This window comes from Alloprevotella sp. oral taxon 473 str. F0040 (assembly GCF_000318095.2).
Taxonomy (GTDB): Bacteria; Bacteroidota; Bacteroidia; order Bacteroidales; family Bacteroidaceae; genus Alloprevotella.
Window position 1 is genome coordinate 1 of record NZ_KB290714.1, and the last position, 15,424, is coordinate 15,424.

10 protein-coding genes are annotated in these 15,424 nt (G+C 45.5%); 1 reads left to right on the forward strand and 9 read right to left on the reverse strand.

Translation table 11 applies throughout. The features are described from left to right. Positions 1-541 precede the first annotated feature (541 nt). From HMPREF9999_RS02705 to leuS, 9 genes are all read right to left on the reverse strand, one after another. Positions 542-1,381 carry a hypothetical protein gene (locus HMPREF9999_RS02705; RefSeq protein WP_009436782.1) on the reverse strand — a complete coding sequence of 280 codons (840 nt, stop codon included), beginning with the start codon at positions 1,379-1,381 and terminating at the stop codon, positions 542-544. After that, positions 1,382-1,804 carry a hypothetical protein gene (locus tag HMPREF9999_RS09875; RefSeq protein WP_009436783.1) on the reverse strand — a complete coding sequence of 141 codons (423 nt, stop codon included), beginning with the start codon at positions 1,802-1,804 and terminating at the stop codon, positions 1,382-1,384. Between the two features lie 83 nt (positions 1,805-1,887). Next, positions 1,888-2,379 carry a DUF2141 domain-containing protein gene (locus HMPREF9999_RS02710; RefSeq protein ID WP_009436784.1) on the reverse strand — a complete coding sequence of 164 codons (492 nt, stop codon included), beginning with the start codon at positions 2,377-2,379 and terminating at the stop codon, positions 1,888-1,890. 47 nt (positions 2,380-2,426) lie between these two features. Continuing rightward, positions 2,427-3,431 carry a DMT family transporter gene (locus HMPREF9999_RS02715; RefSeq protein ID WP_009436785.1) on the reverse strand — a complete coding sequence of 335 codons (1,005 nt, stop codon included), beginning with the start codon at positions 3,429-3,431 and terminating at the stop codon, positions 2,427-2,429. 246 nt (positions 3,432-3,677) lie between these two features. Beyond that, positions 3,678-3,944: an HU family DNA-binding protein gene (locus HMPREF9999_RS02720; protein ID WP_009436786.1), complete on the reverse strand. Its 267-nt coding sequence runs from the start codon at positions 3,942-3,944 to the stop codon at positions 3,678-3,680. 205 nt (positions 3,945-4,149) lie between these two features. Continuing rightward, a complete protein-coding gene (locus HMPREF9999_RS09880; RefSeq protein WP_052316470.1) occupies positions 4,150-6,537 on the reverse strand; it encodes a hypothetical protein in 2,388 nt (795 codons plus the stop codon). Positions 6,538-6,587: 50 nt separating this feature from the next. After that, positions 6,588-7,166, reverse strand: coding sequence for a non-canonical purine NTP diphosphatase (locus HMPREF9999_RS02730; RefSeq protein WP_009436788.1), 579 nt, complete (start codon positions 7,164-7,166; stop codon positions 6,588-6,590). Between the two features lie 213 nt (positions 7,167-7,379). Beyond that, positions 7,380-8,393, reverse strand: coding sequence for a YitT family protein (locus HMPREF9999_RS02735; RefSeq protein ID WP_009436789.1), 1,014 nt, complete (start codon positions 8,391-8,393; stop codon positions 7,380-7,382). A 208-nt stretch (positions 8,394-8,601) separates the two neighbouring features. Next, a complete protein-coding gene (gene leuS, locus HMPREF9999_RS02740; protein WP_009436790.1) occupies positions 8,602-11,436 on the reverse strand; it encodes a leucine--tRNA ligase in 2,835 nt (944 codons plus the stop codon). Between the two features lie 561 nt (positions 11,437-11,997). Here leuS and HMPREF9999_RS02750 point away from each other — a divergent pair. Further along, positions 11,998-14,778 (forward strand): hypothetical protein, encoded by a 2,781-nt coding sequence (locus tag HMPREF9999_RS02750; protein ID WP_009436792.1) that lies wholly within the window; start codon positions 11,998-12,000, stop codon positions 14,776-14,778. Positions 14,779-15,424 lie beyond the last annotated feature (646 nt).

The window sequence follows — 15,424 nt, forward strand, 5'->3', positions numbered from 1 at the left end:
AAGACTTTCTATAAAAAAATCGGAGGAAAATTTTAGATGGCACCATTTTGCTATGTATACTACGCAAGTTCCACCCTTATAGCCCATTTTTCACACCCACCCCACTGGAACGAGATTTTACCCTTTTCTATCCCCTTTGATGGCGTTTGAGGGTGTCTCATGCTATCATCGCGCTTTGCGGTCTCTAAAATGCTCCACTATCGGCAGTTGTTCTCCACCAATTCTCCGCTTCTCTCGGACCTTTCTCAAAAAACGTGGGAGATTTCCCCAAAAACGTTGGAGTTTTTTTCAGTCCCCTCCGAAAGAATATTTCTCACAGCAAATAGAAACACAAATAAAGCAGGAAATGGAAGAGCTGCAAGCTTAGAAGTTCAACCTTTAATTGCGAGAATAGACAACTTTCAAGCATAGACAAAATAATAACGCGCGCGCGTAGAAAATGATTCATACAGCAGTGGCGAAGGTGATAATCCTCCATAAACGAATCGATACACTTGCGAAATAGGCTTGTTTACCCTAGAGCAGACGTAGCTAGGAAGAATTACTTGAATCTTTTGAGCAAGAAACGTGGATGGGCTCGTAAAAACACACCAAAAGAAAAAGTATGACGCAGGGCGGCTGGATCTATGGCACCATTTTTCAACAACAAATGTCCGGCATCAGTAACATAACCATTGGCTTTTGCCCCAAAAACATAGTCGCGAGACAAAGTTCGCACAAATTCCACACTCCAAAAGGCAGTGTTCATGTGAGAAAAACGCGCACCTTCGTTTTTTAGAGAAAGCGTGTTGAAGAAAGGACTACCATAGAGTGTGACAAAATCTTGCGTTTTCCACCATCCGAGTTGAAGTCGGAGAGCATGCCACAGATTGAGCGAACCACTGACCCACATGGCAGCACCATTGTTGAAGGGCCACAGTTTTCCAGCTTGCTGATAGGCGCCAAGTGCGTGCATCTCTAGTGCAGCCTCATTGAAAACACGATGATGCAGAGTTTTTCGTAACTGCAGCCCAACACTAGCATTGCAGAGTGTTTGCACTCCCAAATCCGTATCATCTTGTTCTCCTCCGCGGTGTTGCACCATCATTTGCACTGGCAAATCGAGCGACCATCCATGAGCATGCGGGTGGAGAAGATGCAGGATTTGCGACATGCCCACCGTGAAAGCCTCTTGATGCTTGTCCATCTCGTAGATGAAACTTTGCCAATCAATCCACGCATCCATCTTCCAGTGACGCGTGCGAATGATGGTTTGAAATCCTTTTTCGGGATCAGTGGTGAGTAGAGTCTCGGGGTTATAGAGCGGAAGAATTAGATTATGATTTGCTCCCCCGTAGAGGTCACCCAACACAAGAGTGGCAGCTCCCATCTGCAGTGCCACTCAAAAAAAGGGCAAAGCGTGTGCAAATCCTTGATAAGCATTGCCCTTCCAGGTGACGATGTCGTGAAAGGCATAGTTGGGATAGTAGTTGGTGCCGTCATAGCAGAGTGCGGTGAGTCCCAGCTGCAAATTCAAATTGGGTAGAGGTCGATAAGCGAGATACGGAGTAAGGCGCACTCCAGGGAGGGTGTAGCCTTTGGCAATGTTTCCATCGAACTCGTTGTCTTTGAAGAAAGCAAGAGCATCAACATCAAGATAAAGCGTTTTGATTTCAACGGAGTCTGTGTCGCAACGTGCAGTGAGTTGATGACACAAATCGGTTTCAGCTGTTTGCGCAAGGGCTACTCCGGAGAAAAAGATTCCCCCCAAGAGAAGAAAAAGACCACTCAAGCACGGCAGAGCGAGTGCGGACATGTATTTCATAAATGATACAATAGATGAATCGGCGAATCATCAGGTATTTGAGCGACAACCAATGTGGAATAAGGTACAATGACAAAGGCTGTTCAATGCAAGAGAATCGTAGTGTGGAGATTTCCCTCAAGTCGAAAAGCGCATCTTTTGAAACTAGGTGGACCCATGACAATGCGGGGATTATTGCTAAACCCACCTAATTCGGTGGGAATCCCCATGAAATTACGATCTATTTTTCCATTTCCATTGGCATCTTGATAGATGGTGATAGCATAAGTGCCTGCTGGCAGTGCCACAGAGATTCCATGTTGTTGAGCAGTGGCCGTGGCCACACGCAGCACCTGAAGGGGTTGTTTGCGATAGTGCTCGGGATTATCATAGACAGAAAGGACGATTCTCCCCTTGCTCTCCTTTATCCCACTGAAATGTACAGACAAAGTAGCCTTGGTAGTGGCAGTAGACTGCTGATCTTTGTGATGAAAAGCGAAGCTGATTCCACTAAAGCAGAACAAGAAGAGTAGAAAGGTACAACAAAAAGGCAAAATACGAGAAGACTTCTTGCGGAATAATAAGACTCTGCTCATATAAAAAAGTATTACGTAAGAAATAAAACAGAACGAAGGGTTCAGCACTAAGACTGTTCTTTTGAGGCCGCTTGCAGTTCAGATAAAGACGAAGTAGAGGAGGCTTTGGCACGCTTTTCTGCTTCTAGCAAGTCGCGGCGCGACTTGGAGAGTGTCACAAGAGCTACTCCCGAAAAGATGAGTGCCACGGCCAAGGCGTGGGTGAGCGTGAAGACTGCAAGCCCAAGAATAATACTAACAATGACAGCTACAATGGGCTGCACATAGTTATACATACTTACCACAGTTGGTCGCAACACTTGTTGACCTCGAATCATCAATATATAAGCTAGGAAAGTTCCTCCGACGACGACATAAAGAATTTCGCCGAGCGTGACAGCAGAAAGAGTGCTCCATGGAGTTTGCCACACATGATATGCAGTAAATGGCCAAATGATACAGGTGGCCGAAAGGAACATCCACTTATTCACCGTGAAGATACTGTAGCGTTTAGCCAACCACCCGAACACAGTGAGGTAAATGGTATATGATATCTGAGCCGCAAAACAGAGGAGATCCCCACGAATGTCGCCCATGCTCAAAGTGCCTACCGCAGCACTTCCAGAAGCAGCACGCACGCTCGACATCACCAGCAAGACTGCACCACAGCATCCCAAGGCTACACCCAGTGCTTTGCGCAATGTTATAGGTTCTTTAAGGATTATCGCCGAAAAAATAAGTGCTGAAATGGGCATGGTTGTGGTGACAATACCAGCATTGACAGGCGAAGTGAGGCTAAGCCCAATGGTGAAGCAACACTGATTGCCTACGAGTCCAAAAACTGCAGCAAGGCACAAAAGAGCGATATGTTTTCGGGAAATTGATTCACGAGGTGCAAAGAGAGAGGAAATCCAAAAGAGTATAGCACCTCCCATGACTCGCAGTGAAACGAGCGTGATGCCATCAATGCCATGTTGCATGGCATCTTTGCCCAGTGGCGACATGAGCCCCCAACAGATTGCTGCACCTGCAAGGCTAAAATGAGCTAGAAGAGGAATTCGATTAGTAGACATTGAATGTTAGAGAGTAGACATTAGACATTAGAGAATCGATAATCATGGCTGTAGATCAAACCTCTTCTCTACTTATGCTCAAGATTTGTCTTAGCATTCGCACTATGACAGAGAAACTAACAGAGCGATAAAAATACCACTACTTCTTTCGCCGACTATCTATAAATTAGGAGTCCGTGCGAAGCCAAAAAAAGCACGACACGCCGTATAGGTATGTCGCGCTTATGTGGGGTTTCGAAAGAAGTATTACTTCACTTCGAGAGCAGAACCAGCCTTGAACTTAACCACCTTCTTAGCAGGAATAGTGATCTTTTCTTTAGTAGCGGGGTTGATACCTTGACGTTCAGGACGCTCTGTAACAGAGAAAGTACCGAAACCGAGGAGGGCCACCTTGTCACCTTCCTTAACGGCAGCAGCGATAGCATCGAGAGTAGCTTCTACAGCGGCCTTAGCCTGAGCTTGCGTCAAGTTGGCTTGCTTAGCCACTGCGCTAGAGAGTTCTGTTTTGTTCATATTAGTGATGTATTTAAATGATTATTCAATTCTATAAGAGTGATTTTTCCAGAAATTAGTGTTTCTTTTCCCTGCAAATATATTGTAATATAGTGGGTTGCACAAATAAAATTCTCTTTTTTTGATAGAATCTCCTCAAAAAAGTGGATTTTATCGAGTTTACAGGCTGTTTTACCTATAGAATAAGGTGATTTCCCTCTACGATTTATCGTACAAGAGCCACCTTCGCTACGACACTCTGCGCGCCCCCTTGTGCAGCGACATAGAAATAGTAGACTCCTGATGCTGCCTTCTCGCCTCGGGCTGTTCGTCCATCCCATGTGAAACTTCCTCCAAGACTCATGCCACGCGTAATCAGGCGACCATCCGAGCTCACCACACGAACTTCTGCATCCGCCACAAGACCATCCAGGGTGATATTTCCTACATAATCTGGACGAACAGGGTTAGGATAAACCCGGATATTTGAAGTCTGAAGTGATGTGGCAGGAGCAGAAACACCTGCTTGATAAGAAAGAAGCCCTGCACTAGTACCAATCATCACTTCACCAGAAGATGGATGACATGCTATACTCCATATTTCATTGGAGAAAAGTGGAGAGTTATCTGTTGTAAAATGTTGTTCTACGGTGAGTGCATCTGCTGAAAGAAGATACAAACCATCGTTGAGTGTACCCACCCACTTGCGATTGGCCCCATCCACAGCAATGGCCGAGATGCTCGCTCCAGCCAACAGATAATCTGCTAAATTACTTCCGTCATTACGAGGCACCTTAATTTGAGTGACATAAAAATCTCGATTACTCCAGGTGTTAGGATTGTCCACTCGGAATAAACCTTGATTCGTCCCTAACCAAATGGCACTATCACGGTCTTCCGCAATGGAAGTAGCAAAAGTGAAAATGATTTTTTCCCCATCTTGATTAGAAAAAGAGGAACGGAAAGTAGACACATCATCTCGTGTATTTGTGGGAGTTTTATTATAATCTAAACACAAGAAACCACTATTATAATCCCCTGCAGAGCGACGAGAAAGCATCCACAATCTACCTTTAGAGTCAAACATCGTCTTTTCCAATGTCGGAGCATTATCTAGCGCACTCAGGTATATTTTACCCCAAGTGCCTTGGGGAGTTATAACATGGAGAGCTGTATCTGCACTACTGTTGAGCAAAAAGAGATTACCTTGGGCATCATATATAGCTCCATCAGTACGGACATAATTCTTAAAAGCGTTTTCATTGCGCTTTTCAGCTGAAACAAGGGGAGAATTCGTGTAAGTATATTGCCTACTGATATGATTTCCCTCATAAAGATATAGCCCCGTACGGGAAGTTGTCACTGCATATTGCTGAGAATTCAGAGGATTGCGATCGATGCAAGTGGCATTCTGAAACGCAGTACCCACATATCCTTCTGAAGCAGAGGGGGTGTCTAGAAAGTTCCAAGACTTCCCATCGTAAATTTCAGCCATCTGAGGATAGGATACCCTATCTAGAGGGTCTAGGCGACCACAAGCGACCAACAAATCACCTCCGCGATAACGCATAAAATAGGCTAAATCGTAACGTGGCCCCCACCCACCAAAACGCTGTGAGGCTTTTTCGACAGTCCAATCCACAGCATTAGCTGGACGATGCGCAATTCCTTTATCACTAAATCCTAGCCACCATCCTCCCTGACCATCTGTCTCTGCGCACTGGGCTTCGGCTGGAAGTTGGGTACGAACAAGCGATGTCTGTTCTGTAGGAGATACTAATACGGCTTGCCCTCGCTGAAAGGCCAAAAGCCTACCTTCAGCATCTATGTGCAGGTCATTTCCTCGATACTCTTTGTCAAAGTGCACCCAACCAGCAGAGGGGTTCACCTGCGCAGCCATAGTCTCTAAAGAAGATGTAGAAGGAGCTGAAATACTCCAGAGTCCGGCATTCACACCTTGGTCTGGATCAAGTGCTACAAAGAGGGTTTTACCAGAAGGTGCAATAGCACTCACATGAGCATCGAGAGCCAGAGTCCAAAGCGAGAGGTCATTAAAGTTGCTTCGTCTATTGATTTGACGTAGCTTTCCTCCAAAAGCAGCAAAGATTTGTCCACCCCATTGCACCACATCGAGACATTGTCCCACGGCAAAATGCCCACGCACAAGAGCCTGCCCCACATCTATCCAAAGAAAACCCGCATTGGTGGTGACAAAAGCATCATCATCCTGCACTCGCAAACGCTGGACAACAAGTTCTTGTTGTTGATAATTGGCAAGATGCGGGAGATGCTCCACTGTTCCAGTCTGCAATCTGAGCAAATCTACATTACCATCTGCATAAAGAAGAATCAGAGTACGATGCTTGCGAGACAGCCCAATGTGAGCAATAGACTTGCGAGCAAGACCATGCGACATACGGGTGATGGGAGTGGAAGTGCGGGCCACAAGGTCGCAAACCAGAAGATTCTCACCCATCAGAGCATAGAGATACCGCCCATCACGCACCACCTCCTTCCCATCGTAATAGGAAAGATGAGGTGTCCATCGAGAGAAATCAGCTGCTTGAGCAGTGACACTAAAGCAGAGAAGGAGATAAATGATAAGTTTATACAAATCTTGAAGTATTAAAAACGCAAACTCAAACAAAGTCTGCGAGGTTAGACTTATTGAACAGTAGCTAGGAACTTAAGCAATTGAGCAACTGCTCTTGCTCTGTGAGACAAACTATTTTTCACTTCAACCCCTAATTCAGCAAAGGTCTTGCCTGTCTCCTCTGGAGAAAACACTGGATCATAGCCAAAACCATCGGTTCCTCGACGTTCTGGTGTGATGTAGCCTTCTACTTTTCCTTCAAACAGATATTCTTTTCCATCCAAGATGAGCGCAATAGCCGTACGGAAGGCAGCTTTTCGATTGGTCTTCCCTTCCATCTCGTGCAACAACTTTGTGACGTTGGCCTCAGTATCGTGGCGATCAGAAAAAGCATAGCGTGCCGTATGCACCCCAGGCTGCCCATTGAGAGCCTCCACTTCCAGCCCAGTATCATCCGCAAACACATCAAGTCCATAACGCTCGTGCACAAAACGTGCTTTAAGCAGAGCATTCTCTTCAAGCGTATCGGCCGTTTCGGGAATGTCTTCGTGGCAATTGATATCGGCCAGTGACACAATCTTAAATCTATCTCCCACGACAGCACGAATTTCTTCAAGTTTGTGGACGTTGTTGGTAGCAATAACAAGCATTTTTAGTAAGTTAAGAATTAGAGCTTTGAGACTATCTGTTCATAAAATCTTTTCTACCCTTTATCCTCCGCGAAACCATAAACGGCTCCTATATTATAGAGAAGACATAGTATGAGAAAAAGAGAGAGAAACCTCCATGTTGATAACGGAGATTTCTCCAAAAAAGTGTGTGATGAAGAAGGGGAAACTCTTCTTACATCACACTAATAGAGACTACCGACGTGAATTAGCTTGGTCAGTAGCTACTTTAGCTTTCAACTTTTCCATTTCGGCACGTTGTTTTTGCTCGGCATTAGCCTTTACCTTGATGCGGTCAAAGCCATAACCGAACACGCCACTAGCCAAAGTCTGACTCACGAAAGCATGAGGATCGACAGCAGTAATGATACGGAATATCGTACTCGCCTCGCGTTTCTTTGCCAATACGACAAGCACCTTGCGCTCCTGTTTCGTGTACCACCCTTGTCCATTGAGCACTGTGACACCACGATTGAGGGCATTGATTTCTGAAGCGATTTCCTCGTATTTATTAGAGAAAATGAGGAACTGCACCGATTGTCTACCACTATTCACCACCAGATCTACCATCATCGTGATAATGATGAGCGTGGTGTAGCCATACAAGAGTTTCTCAAGATTGCTATTAGGCAAGAACAGCGAAGCGGTGATAATGCCCACATCAGAAAGTAGAATGAGTGTACCGAGCGACATATCGCGATATTTGTTGATCATCGCAGCAATCACATCAGTACCACCTGTCGAACCATTGCGCAGAAAAACAAGTCCCATGCCCAATCCCATAATACCCGATCCAAACACAGCACTCATGAACGCGTTACTGGTAACGATGGGCAATCCCACAGCTTCATTGAATCCTGCGGGAAAGAACTCAGGTTTAACTTCCCAAAGATAGCGCAGTACGTTTTCTACCCCAGCGAGGAACACAAAAAGCATTGCAATAGCAAAGAAGGTCTTCAGACAAAATTTCCAATCTAGCACCTTCAAAGCCACAGAAAGGAGTATCACGTTGGCTATAAAAAATGTCCATTGTGGTTTGAACCAGCCTGTCGCATAAAACACCAAGGATCCCAGACCTGTGGTTCCTCCTGGGGTGACCTGGTGAGGCACAAGGAAACAATAATAACCGATGGAATAACATAACAATCCAAGAGAGATAATGATCAAATCCTGAATTTCGAGCTTCCAGTTGATTTTAAGATTAGACATTTGATTGAGACATTAGGGGGCACAGCCCCTATTTAGAGGTTAGGTATTAGACCTTAGTAATTAGAGGTTGGAGGTTAGACGTTAGAAATTAGACGTTAGCCTCTAGCATATAGGACGTAAAGATGCAAGATTCTAGAGATTAGACGTCAGACGTTAGAGGTTAGAGCCTACCAGCAGCCCATAACGTCTAACGTCTTCCATCTTATTTCTACTTGACCACAATGTTCACGATACGACCAGGCACTACAATCACCTTCACCACAGTCTTACCTTCGAGGTGCTTCGCACTATGTTCTGACTCGAGTGCTGTTTTTTCGATTTCCTCCTTAGAAGCTTCAGCGGGAAAGTCGAGCGTGAAACGTGTCTTACCATTGAAGGAAATACCCAGTGTCACGGTGTCTTCCTTGATGTGCGCCTCATCAAACTTAGGCCATGTAGCATCACACACCGTGGTGGTGTGACCCAGTGCGTGCCACAACTCTTCTGCCACGTGAGGAGCGAAGGGAGCGAGCAGCACCACGAGCGACTGAAGCACTTCCTTAGCGGAGCACTTCTGTTGCGCCAATTCGCCCACAGCAATCATGAAGGCAGGCACAGACGTGTTGTAAGAGAACACCTCGATGTCATCGGTCACCTTCTTGATGAGTTTGTGAAGGGTCTTGAGGTTTTCCTTGGTAGGAGCTACATCAGTAGGCAAGAACTGCTCGTCTTTGTAGAAGAGATTCCACAACTTTCTAAGGAAACGGAAGCAGCCATCGATACCATTGCTATCCCAAGGCTTACTTTGGTTGATGGGGCCCAGGAACATTTCATAAAGTCGCAACGTATCTGCACCATATTTCTCAACGATGAGGTCAGGATTCACCACATTAAACATCGACTTCGACATCTTTTCCACTGCCCAACCACAGATATACTTTCCATCTTCGAGGATGAACTCTGCATCTTTATATTCAGGGCGCCATGCCTTGAAGGCTTCAACATCAAGCACATCGGCAGAAACGATATTCACATCCACGTGCAGAGGAGTCACCTCGTAGTTGTCCTTCAAACCAAGACTCACAAAGGTGTTCGTGTCCTTGATGCGATAGACAAAGTTGGAACGACCTTGGATCATACCTTGGTTCACCAACTTCTGATAAGGCTCATCTTTGGGACAAACTCCAAGGTCGAAGAGGAACTTATTCCAGAATCGTGAATAGATCAAGTGACCAGTAGCATGTTCTGAACCACCCACATAGAGATCCACCTGTTGCCAATAGTTGACAGCGGCCTCACCTACCAATGCTTCATTGTTGTGGGGATCCATATAGCGGAGATAGTAGGCAGAAGATCCTGCGAAACCAGGCATCGTGCTGAGTTCAAGCGGGAACACCGTCTTGTGGTCGATGCGGCTATTGTCAGTAACGCAGCGATTCTCCTCGTCCCACGCCCAGTGTGTGGCATTGCCAAGAGGAGGTTCACCCGTTTCAGTGGGTAAGAACCTTGTCACTTCAGGCAATTCGATGGGGAGACAGTCTTCTGGCACGAGATAAGGCATCTCGTTTTTATAGTACACGGGGAAAGGCTCACCCCAATAACGTTGGCGAGAGAAGATGGCATCGCGCAAGCGATAGTTGGTCTTCACACGGCCCAACTTATGTTCGGTCACGAAAGCCTTCGTTTTAGCAATCGCTTCTGTCACGGTCAATCCATTGAGCGAGAAACCATGGAGGGCTGTTTCGCCCGCCTTGGGAGAATTCGTCACAATACCTTCCTTAGCATCAAAGCTCTCTTCGCTCACATCGGCACCTTCGATAAGGGGCACGATGGGAAGATCGAAATGACGAGCAAAAGCATAGTCGCGACTATCGTGAGCAGGCACTGCCATGATAGCACCGGTGCCGTATCCAGCGAGCACATAGTCTGACACCCAGATAGGTATTTCAGCTCCAGTGAAAGGGTTCACTGCATACGCCCCAGAGAACACACCGCTCACCTTGCGATCGCTGATGCGCTCACGCTCCGTGCGCTTAGCCGTGGCTGCCACGTAAGCATCCACTTCGGCACGCTGAGCATCGGTGGTGAGTTGTGCCACGAGTTCACTCTCAGGAGCAAGCACCATGAAGGTCACACCAAAAATCGTGTCGGCACGTGTGGTGAAGATGGTGAAACTGTGGTCACTGTCTTTCACACGGAACTCCATTTCCGTACCTTGCGAACGACCAATCCAGTTGCGTTGTGTTTCCTTGAGCGAATCGCTCCAGTCAAGGTGCTCTAAGCTGTCGAGCATGCGACCTGCATAAGCACTCACGCGCAAGCACCATTGCTTCATCTTCTGTTGCACAACGGGGTGTCCACCACGTTCAGACACACCGTCCACCACTTCATCATTAGCCAACACCGTGCCAAGCGCAGGACACCAGTTCACCATCGTCTCACCGATGTAGGCAATGCGATAGTTCATCAAAGCCTGCTGCTGCTCCACTTCATTCATGGCTTTCCATTCAGCAGCCGTGAAGTGCAGAGCTTCAGTCTCAGCCACATTCAGCCCTTCTGTGCCGTTGGCTTCAAAATGTTCGATCAATTCGCTGATAGGACGTGCCTTTTGTGCGGCATTGTCATAGAAAGATTGGAACATTCTGCCAAATGCCCACTGTGTCCATTTGTAGTAATCAGGTTCGCACGTGCGCACCTCACGACTCCAGTCGAAGGAGAAACCGATTTTGTCGAGCTGCTCTCGATAGCGCGTGATATTCTGCTGAGTGGTCACTGCAGGGTGCTGTCCCGTTTGGATAGCATATTGTTCAGCAGGCAATCCATAGGCATCATAGCCCATAGGATTGAGCACATTGAAGCCGCACAAACGTTTGTAGCGGGCATAGATGTCGGAAGCAATGTAACCAAGGGGATGCCCCACATGAAGTCCCGCTCCAGAAGGATAAGGAAACATATTGAGCACATAGTATTTTGGGCGATCACTCCCCGTTTGCGCGTGGTAGGTACCTTCTTGCGCCCAGGTTTCGCGCCATCTTTTTTCAATGTCTCTGAAGTTATATTCCATGTCAGTGGTGGATTGTATATGCTTTTAGGATTACAAGAATCATCCTATCTCCTACATTTTCAAATAATTACATATTTTTCAGCAGGAGCAAAGGGCAGCTAGCAGACCTATTCCGCCCAAGTTAAGAACGATCTTCCTGCAAAGTTACGCGAACGACAAAGAAAAAACAAGAAAAGCCGTATGTTTTTTCCTCCCACTTCTTTTTATATACATGTAGAGTAGACCTGCAATTATCATTATTCTCTTATCAAACTCATATTCTTTATAGAAACCCACTGCAATACAACAAAATATTGTAATTTTGCTATTAGAAAGTATGAGCACTACTTCTTCAGAAGATTTCTGATTTTCAACAACTAACAAATGTAAACAATATTCCCTTAAGGCTACCTCACAAATATTTATTAAGCATACAATAAGAAAATCCTCATACAACATTGGGATAACATGCTTTCAGGACTCTAGAGATTAATGAAAAGCCTTAACACAAAGATTGTCTCTAGTATTAACAGAACTATACACAGTATATCTTTTTATCCATCAGAATATCTTAGTAGAAACATGAAACATACTATTGTCACCAGAATTATATGGCTAGTTATCTTTCTAAGTTATCAAAGCTTTATACTTTCCGCACAATGTCCTAGTGATGTAATATTCACAGCAACCATCACTCATTCAGTTGGCCCTAGCGATGGTGCGTTCAACATCAACACTAAGGTTGTAGGAAGTAATGACAACATGGTTACTTATGTTTTTGAGACAATACCCCTCACACAAGGTGCTTCTCACCCAGCCCCTACAGATAATCCTGTGATTAACAACTTGGCACCTGGAACCTATAACTTACTCATGAAAGCCACTTGTGTCAATGACAACTCTAGAATAATTAGCAAAACACTTACGAACCTTGTAGTGAAGGGTAGTTATATTCTACCCAGCATCACAGAAAGCAAACTAAAACGAGGGTCATTCTCGGCTTGCCCCTTGGGCATTCTTGCAGTCAATGTCAAGAATGGAGGTTCCACTTTTACGTGTACACTTAAGGATGCTCCAGCTGGCGTTTCTTTAGGCATAACACCTTTCACTATAAAACCAGGCGCGAATGGTTCAAAAGAACTTGTGCTTAATGGATATTACCCCGCCGGCACTTATAAGCTAGATATCCGAGACCAATATGGGAAAGGGCGCGAACTAAACATCACTTTGGCACAACTCACTGTAGACAACTTACCCACCATTGTTCCACCTGCCACTTGGGTGCATGAACGATTTACCCCTGGTTCAGATTGCAATCACATCTTCTTTAACTACTTAGGTCTCTATGATGCACAGTTTTCCAACGAAGACTTCAAAAAGTATTATGACCAAGAAGAGTTTGAAATAGCCATTGCTCCCACTGGAGAAGTCCCTAACCGTTGGCAAACAGTTATCGTTCCTTCTCCTTACCACCCTGCACAACTTTTTGACATAACGCCCTACACAATAGGAGAGCTTCACACAAAAGGTGTGTCTGTCTTCGCTCGTTTAAAAAACTGCCCTAACGTCTTCAACGAATGTAAGATCAAACTCCGCAAACCAGAATTCCAACACGAAGGTTCTCAAGATCAATGTGAAAAATATGGATGGAGAATTTACGAAGCCAAGTTCCAATTTAATAGTCTTTGGTGCTTCCCTGTAACCCTCACCTTACGCGAAAAGAACAAAACGGGAAATGTGGTAGGAACCTATACCATCAATTCTGCGAAGGACAATGTAACAATGCTCGTTGATTATAACAAACAGTGGTATGTCCAAGCCACTGATGGCACCAATACGTGGGAAGCAACAACAACTCCCGAGAGGTTTGTCGATTATGAAAAACTTCCTCGCCAAACGTTCTGCGACCATTGGCGGAAGTTCTATAACCTCAACACCTTTTCGGCTTGTGTGCCTCTCATCGTGAAAATCGAACGCGAAAGCGATGGGCACGCCCAGAGCGTGCAGGTCATTAAAAAGGCGACTGATTTCAATTACTTTGGAACAACAAACAATAACAGCAATGACAAGGCGTCCAACCCTCTTGAATATGGGGTAGATTATCGGCTCAAGGTCTACAAAGCCGATGGCACAACCCTCCTATGGTCTGCACCCACCACCTTCCATCAAGACGCCCGGAGCGATAAATTCGAATTCCGCCGCTGGAACCCCAGCTCATGCGGTAAACACATGGGCAGTCTGTTTCTCCGATTTGGAGAAAATGGACTAGAACCCCCTCTACGAGATGCTAAAGGAGAAATCATGGTGTCTTACCGCATACTAGACAGTAAAGGCAAAGAAATACCAGGCACCTTCAATACGTATAAATCTTATACTGGTACTTACTTTAGCACCACAACGACTCCAATGCCTCCAGGCACCTACACCCTCGAGGAGACCAACCTCTCCCTACCCATAGGAGATCCTTGTCGTGTACGTTTTCTCAGTGCCAAATGGGAAGGTCTCTATGATGTGCAAAACTTCACTTACACTTCAACTACAGAATGTGGAATCCTACGTCTCAAACCTCAAGGTAAGATTATGGACAAAGGCGTTCTTCTTGACGGGAATAAAAAGACCAGATTCTCCATTCTTTCTGGTGTAGCAGGAGGCTATACTCCCAAATTTCTCGTAAAAGAAGGAGATATCATCGAGCTTACTAAACCAGGAAACTACGTTCTTGGGATAGGTGATGATCGAGTAAGCCCCACCTGCTATCTCGACACCCTCCATGTGCATATTGAACCTCTCAATTTTGAAATCTCACGTCCCCATTTGAAGGCTTATAGTTGTATGAACTCGTCATCTTCTGTGGGACATATTGAAGTAAAGGGCATAAAAGGCAAAGAACCCATCACTTATGAACTTCGCAAAATGGATGGGGTCACTGTTGTAAAATCGGCTCCAGACGATATATCCTCCGATGGAGTAGCTCACTTTGTAGCTGGCGTCACAGGCGATCAATTCATGGTCTATGCGAAGGATGCTTGTGGGCAATACTTTCTTGAACCTGTCACTGTTGTGAGTGCTCGTAGCATGCTCCTCCTTCCTACGAGCTACATCCGTGCCTGCCCTAATAGCACCATTCACCTTCAATCAACTTACGAATTGGACACCTACGAATGGAGAGCTCCTGATGGCACAATCATCTCCACCGACCACAGCTTTGACATCGTTGATGCCCAACCATCTCAAAGCGGACGCTATCATTTTACCACCAAACTTCGGAATTGTGATTACAAACTTGAAGCAGACGTTGATGTGCAGATATTTCCTTGTGTAGTGTTAGTCAACCCTCACCTCATTTCACCCGTCATCCCTTAATTAAAGAGAACATTTTTACAGAAGAATAAGAAGAAACTCAAGCATATTGATTGAGTATTTACTGACCACTCTCCTTTATACGCATAGCCCCCTATTATATACTGGGTTGAAATGGGCCAAAAGAGAGAAAATCCGCGTTAAATGATGTCAAACCGCTCCATTTTTCTGCATTTTTACTCGAAAGTCGGATGCTACAGCGCACACAGTCTTCGAACAGACCTCTCTGACTTTTCTCAAATCAGTGGAAAAACTGGCCTTCCCCTGCTTCCATGCCCTTCTCTTCTACAAGCCATGATTCCAGTGTCTCATGGAGTATGTTTCTCACGCGTGCGCGTCGCACGCGCCTTCCCTGGGATTTTGACTTTTTCTCTTTCACAACCTTCACAAAAGTCGACAACAACTTATCTTGTTCCCCTTCCGCAAGTCACTCATACGTGATGTGACTTGCGGAAGGCAAAAGCAGCATTTTTCGATACAAAACTCACCATTCTGTTAAAAATTGTCCGAAAAACACGTGTTATTCTCTGTAATACAACTCATTACAGACAAATCGGTGAAGGTTGTGAAAGCAAAAACATCAACTTTGCTGTACGTACGCGCGCGAGAAGGAGTCAAACCCCAGGTGATTAACATTCATTTAACCAAT

Bases quoted from the DNA above. Each gene is read 5' to 3' on its own strand.
- HMPREF9999_RS09875 (WP_009436783.1), bottom strand. From the start codon at position 1,804: ATGAAATACATGTCCGCACTCGCTCTGCCGTGCTTGAGTGGTCTTTTT.
- HMPREF9999_RS02710 (WP_009436784.1), bottom strand. From the start codon at position 2,379: ATGAGCAGAGTCTTATTATTCCGCAAGAAGTCTTCTCGTATTTTGCCT.
- HMPREF9999_RS02715 (WP_009436785.1), bottom strand. From the start codon at position 3,431: ATGTCTACTAATCGAATTCCTCTTCTAGCTCATTTTAGCCTTGCAGGT.
- HMPREF9999_RS02720 (WP_009436786.1), bottom strand. From the start codon at position 3,944: ATGAACAAAACAGAACTCTCTAGCGCAGTGGCTAAGCAAGCCAACTTG.
- HMPREF9999_RS02730 (WP_009436788.1), bottom strand. From the start codon at position 7,166: ATGCTTGTTATTGCTACCAACAACGTCCACAAACTTGAAGAAATTCGT.
- HMPREF9999_RS02735 (WP_009436789.1), bottom strand. From the start codon at position 8,393: ATGTCTAATCTTAAAATCAACTGGAAGCTCGAAATTCAGGATTTGATC.
- leuS (WP_009436790.1), bottom strand. From the start codon at position 11,436: ATGGAATATAACTTCAGAGACATTGAAAAAAGATGGCGCGAAACCTGG.
- HMPREF9999_RS02750 (WP_009436792.1), top strand. From the start codon at position 11,998: ATGAAACATACTATTGTCACCAGAATTATATGGCTAGTTATCTTTCTA.